Source organism: Deltaproteobacteria bacterium (genome assembly GCA_016218975.1).
Lineage (GTDB): Bacteria > Desulfobacterota > Deferrimicrobia > Deferrimicrobiales > Deferrimicrobiaceae > JAENIX01.
In genome coordinates this window covers 1-4,275 of record JACRCO010000054.1, presented here as the reverse complement: position 1 = coordinate 4,275, position 4,275 = coordinate 1, and the positions used below count along the sequence as shown (strand labels likewise).

Annotated in this window: 7 protein-coding genes; 3 read left to right on the top strand and 4 right to left on the bottom strand. The window is 59.8% G+C overall.

The genetic code is table 11. The features are described 5' to 3' along the window. Window positions 1-210: 210 nt before the first annotated feature. From HY896_07915 to HY896_07905, 3 genes are read left to right on the top strand one after another with little or no spacing between them, the layout of a single operon-like run. Entirely contained in the window at window positions 211-900 is a 690-nt protein-coding gene (locus tag HY896_07915; protein ID MBI5576274.1) for an RHS repeat-associated core domain-containing protein, read from the top strand. Further along, window positions 897-1,220 (top strand): hypothetical protein, encoded by a 324-nt coding sequence (locus HY896_07910; protein MBI5576273.1) that lies wholly within the window; start codon window positions 897-899, stop codon window positions 1,218-1,220. Before HY896_07915 ends, HY896_07910 begins: the two co-directional genes overlap by 4 nt. A 47-nt stretch (window positions 1,221-1,267) precedes the next feature. Beyond that, window positions 1,268-1,504 carry an RHS repeat protein gene (locus HY896_07905; protein MBI5576272.1) on the top strand — a complete coding sequence of 79 codons (237 nt, stop codon included), beginning with the start codon at window positions 1,268-1,270 and terminating at the stop codon, window positions 1,502-1,504. 45 nt (window positions 1,505-1,549) lie between these two features. Here HY896_07905 and HY896_07900 read toward each other — a convergent pair whose 3' ends face one another. The 4 genes from HY896_07900 to HY896_07885 all read right to left on the bottom strand — a co-directional run bounded on the left by HY896_07900 (window position 1,550) and on the right by HY896_07885 (window position 3,839). Next, entirely contained in the window at window positions 1,550-1,888 is a 339-nt protein-coding gene (locus tag HY896_07900) for an ATP-binding protein (GenBank protein ID MBI5576271.1), read from the bottom strand. 130 nt (window positions 1,889-2,018) lie between these two features. Beyond that, window positions 2,019-2,300 (bottom strand): hypothetical protein, encoded by a 282-nt coding sequence (locus HY896_07895; GenBank protein ID MBI5576270.1) that lies wholly within the window; start codon window positions 2,298-2,300, stop codon window positions 2,019-2,021. Continuing rightward, a complete protein-coding gene (locus HY896_07890) occupies window positions 2,300-3,097 on the bottom strand; it encodes an AAA family ATPase (protein ID MBI5576269.1) in 798 nt (265 codons plus the stop codon). Before HY896_07890 ends, HY896_07895 begins: the two co-directional genes overlap by 1 nt. A gap of 1 nt (window position 3,098) precedes the next feature. Next, window positions 3,099-3,839 (bottom strand): DDE-type integrase/transposase/recombinase, encoded by a 741-nt coding sequence (locus HY896_07885; GenBank protein MBI5576268.1) that lies wholly within the window; start codon window positions 3,837-3,839, stop codon window positions 3,099-3,101. Between the last annotated feature and the right edge of the window lie 436 nt (window positions 3,840-4,275).

Genomic DNA, 4,275 nt, shown 5'->3' with positions numbered 1-4,275 from the left:
GGGGGCTCCCCGGAAAGAAACGGCAAAGCCGCGTCACGTTCCGCGTGACACGCAATGCGATCGCGGCACGCGTGAACGGTCTCCGTGCTCGCGCTCCGGCCCCTCCGGTGGGGGCCTCCGCATGCTGCGCGCGGAGCCCGCAGGGCCGCGCCGCTTCTGTTCGCGCGCCTCTTCTTCCCTTAGCCGCCTCCTCCTGATACGATCCCTTCTATGCAAACCGGGGCAGCTAAAGAAAGAAGCTCCTCCGCGCGATCGTGCCACTATCCCAAAAACCGCATCAGGGGTCTTCGAGCTCTCCGGCCCGCCCCGCGTCGGGGCCAACGGCGTGTGAAGCCACCGGCCGCATTAGGGAAAAAGCCTGCGCATACGACGGAAGTGCGGCGGGCGGTGCTGTTCTCCGATACCAACCCGTCGTTCGATATCCCGGTTGGGTTCGCGGGCGGGATACCCGACGACGCGACGGGGATGGTGAGGTTCGGATGGCGGGACTATGAGGCGGGAACGGGAAGGTGGGCCGCAAAGGACCCGATATTCTTCGAGGGAGGACAGTACAACTTGTTCGGGTACGTCGGAAACGATCCAGTCAACTGGATTGATCCAGAGGGGTTATCTGGAGACAGTTATCAACCAGATGCGTCAAAACATGGAAGCCCTCACATTGATAGGTATGACCCTAGCGGAAAAAATGTAGGCCGATATCGGCCTGATGGTACAGGAATACCTCATAAAGGCAAAGTGCCCCCGCCGATTCCCAAGAAAGATTTATCAAAATTTTCTAAGGCAGCTAAAAAGCTTGGAAAATGTGGAACTGCCATCTCTATTATTCTATGGCTTGCGGATCCCGCCGAGGCGCAGGCTCCAACTATAGATAAAGATCTGTGCGGGGAGTGCCACAAATGAAAATAAGATCTATCAATGCAAGAAAATACCATGTGCAGGATATAATTCCACCACGATCCATCGTTATGATTATTAAGGCGGATGAAATGACTCCTTCATGGAAAAATAAAATCGGTACACGTTTTAGAATTGGATATTACAATTCAAAGGATGGGTTAGATACAATATGGCTTGTTGATGATAAGGGGAATTATGTTGAAACTACAGACCGAAAATTTCTAATGAAATATTTTAAAATAATCAAGTTAACAACAACAAAAAATTACTTCGGATATGGTTGTAAACCTCTCACGAGTATCAAAGGTCATAGGCAGTTATAAATTATGGCCTCGTATAAGGTAGGAAATTTTGTACTCGACGTGACCGCCTGAATCGGGTAATCCCTACGTCGGGCCGCACCTACGGGTTCGGGTACGACGCCAACGGGAACAGGACGAGCATCACGATGCCGAACGGGGTGGTGCATCAGCTCGGTTACAACAGGATCAACTTGGACAACTCGTACACACCGCCGAACAACCCGGCGTACGGGACAAGCTACTCCCTCGACCGGGAGTGGGTGCGGACGGCGCTGCCGTCGGGGCGCATTGTCAACGGTAATTGAAAATGTTCCCTTTGTGGCAATCGAAAATTCCCCCCCTGTCGGTGGTCAGTCTTTGGGTTCTTTTCGTTGAACGATGCCAGCTTTGAGCTTTTCCTTGAGCCGGTAACTTTCGCCCTTGATGTTGATGGTGATCGAATGATGAAGTACCCGGTCCAGAATCGCTGTGGCGATGACGGCATCGCCGAACACTTCCCCCCAGCCGGAGAACGGCTGGTTCGAAGTGAGGATCATCGCCCCCTTCTCGTACCGACGGGAGATCAGCTGGAAGAACAGGTTTGCTCCGTGCCGGTCGATCGGAATGTAGCCTATCTCGTCGACGATCAGCAGTTTGGCCTGGCAGTTGTTGTATCTCTCATAAATCCGCAAGGTGGTTCTCACGCAGATCCGCTATGAGCCGGGTTGTAATTCCCGCATTGCAGGGGGTACTTCCCGCCGTTGATGTGGTGGTGCAGAGTGAGAGAGTGAACATCCCGGAAGGGGCCACCGCAGATGGTGACCCCTTCCGGGTTTGTGGTCAGAGCGTGTGATCGTCGTTGACGGCGAGTGCCCTGTATTCGCGGATTTCCACGCGCAGTTCTCCGATGCGGAAGATCAGGGAGTTCGCCTTTCGGGTAAGGGGGGCCGGGATCTCTCCCCGTGCCGCCGGGTCGAGGGAGTAAAGGTCCGGGTTTTCGGCTACGAGTTGGTGGGCGGTTGTCGCGAGAGTCGCATCCAGTGCGGCGAGGACCCCCAACTCGGGTGCGAGAGCCAGTTCGTTCGCCGTGGGGCGCAACAGCGCTTCGATCCGTTCTTCCATCACGTCACCTCCGCCAACGCGGCATGGACATGGTCGATGGTCACGGTTTTCGCCTTGGCCAGGGCAGAGGCGATGAGTGCCTGATGGCACAGGTTGTTGACCTTTCTGGCCAATCCCTGGGTCGCCTGGAAGATGGCTTCCATGGCCGCGGGTTCGAAGAGGGGCAGTTCGGTGCCCGCCAGCCGCAGACGGTGGGTGATATAGCGGGGCATCTCGTCCCGGTCGAGGCCGGCGTAGTGGTATCGCATGACAATTCGCTGGGCGAGCGCCTCGTAGACGGCCATGGAGAGCCTTCGGCGCAGTTCGGCCTGCCCCACGAGCAGGAGGCAAAGACGGTTTTCCGAGTCCATCTGGTAGTTGGTCAGCAGCCGCAGGTCTTCAAGCACGTCGGATCGCAGATTGTGCGCTTCGTCGATGACGAGGACGGGGCGGCACCGGGCCTCGGCGCAGAGGCGGTTGACCTCGGTGCGGATCTGTCGGTAGAGGGCAGCCCGGGAGCGCTCGGTGGGCAGGCCCATCTCCCATGCGATGGTTTTGTACAAGTCCATGACGTTTCCCGTGGAGAAGGCGATGTAGACGACGCGCCACAGGCCGGTGTGCAGGGAGGTGAGCACCTTGCGGCAGGCGGAAGTCTTGCCGGAACCGCTTTCTCCCGTGATCAGGCCGATGCCTCGCAACTCCAGCAGGTGAGCAAGACGAGCGTCGGTTTCCTGGCCCGCCGCGGAGGGGAACAGTTCTTCGGGCGGGATCTCCTTGTCGAACGGATTGCGAGTGAGGCCGAACGGTTTGCGATACATGTCAGCGGCCTCCTTTCGTTGGGCTCGCAGGGAAGTCTCTCAGGCGCAGCGCCTGGGAGGGCGCGTCGGGGTTTTTCCCGGGAACCGGGATCCGGGAGTGCTGGTTGCGTTTGACGAAGCAGTTGGCGTAGAGATCTACGCGCCTGGCCGGCCCGAGTTTTTTGTTCCGCAGCCATACTTCAACGGGCTCTCCCAGCTTCGCCGGATCGAACTTGAGGGTCACCGTCTCGCCCACGAGGGTGGCGTCGACCTCGTAGAGAACGCCGCGCAGGCTCACGGTGCGGTCGCGCTGCACCCGCCGCTTCTCTTCGAGCAAAAAGAGCGCGTCGAAGTCGGTACCGGGCTGTGGCAGCCGGATGGCATCGGCGCTTTGGCACCAGCGGTCCAGCGGAGTCTCTCCGAAAAGCCCCCGGTGGGGCGTCTGGTGGTACTCCCCCTCGATATAGCCCCACAGCGCCCGGTTGATGGCTTCGAGGCTCCGGGTGTCCTCGGGGGAGAGCCGCGGCAGGAACTGCATTCGTACGGTGCGGAAGAATCGTTCGATCTTCCCTCGCCCCTCCGGGGTGTGGGGCCGACTGTGGATCAGGTGGATGCCGAGCCGGGCGCACACCAGCTCCAGTTGGTGCGAGCGGAACGCCGCCCCGTTGTCGCAGTAGAGACGAACCGGGACACCGCGCCGACGGACGGCTGTCCGAACACCGGCAGGAAAGCGCCGACAGCCTCGGAGAGCGCGAAGGCGCAATAGGGAACGACGCGGGTGGCGTCGTCGATGATGCCGATCAGGTAGGACTTCTGCCGCCGTCCGCCTTCGACTCCGACGGCGGGGCCGTGCATGACGTCGGCCATCCACAACTCGCCCGCCTGCTCGAATGAGAACCGGCGGCGGTCGTTGCCGTTTTGCTCCTCGGGACGCTTGCGCATCATCCCGGCACGCGAGAGGAGCCGGTGCACCGTCGAGTTCGGCAACGCCAGATCGTCGGGCACCGCTCCCGTGGCGCGCGCACGCTCGATGACCTGCACCACCGACAGGGAGTGTCTCTCGTCCTTGATGCTGACCAGCAAGTCCGCGACCGGGCCCGGGATGCCCCGGGTTTGCCCAAGATCGCCGCGAGGTTTGGGGCGCAGCGCCTCGAAGCCGCCTCGTCTCCACGCAACCAGCCAGTCGCGAAGCGTCTCCT

Coding starts and splice junctions, on each gene's coding strand:
- HY896_07915 (MBI5576274.1), top strand. CDS start 211: ATGCAAACCGGGGCAGCTAAAGAAAGAAGCTCCTCCGCGCGATCGTGC.
- HY896_07910 (MBI5576273.1), top strand. CDS start 897: ATGAAAATAAGATCTATCAATGCAAGAAAATACCATGTGCAGGATATA.
- HY896_07895 (MBI5576270.1), bottom strand. CDS start 2,300: ATGGAAGAACGGATCGAAGCGCTGTTGCGCCCCACGGCGAACGAACTG.
- HY896_07890 (MBI5576269.1), bottom strand. CDS start 3,097: ATGTATCGCAAACCGTTCGGCCTCACTCGCAATCCGTTCGACAAGGAG.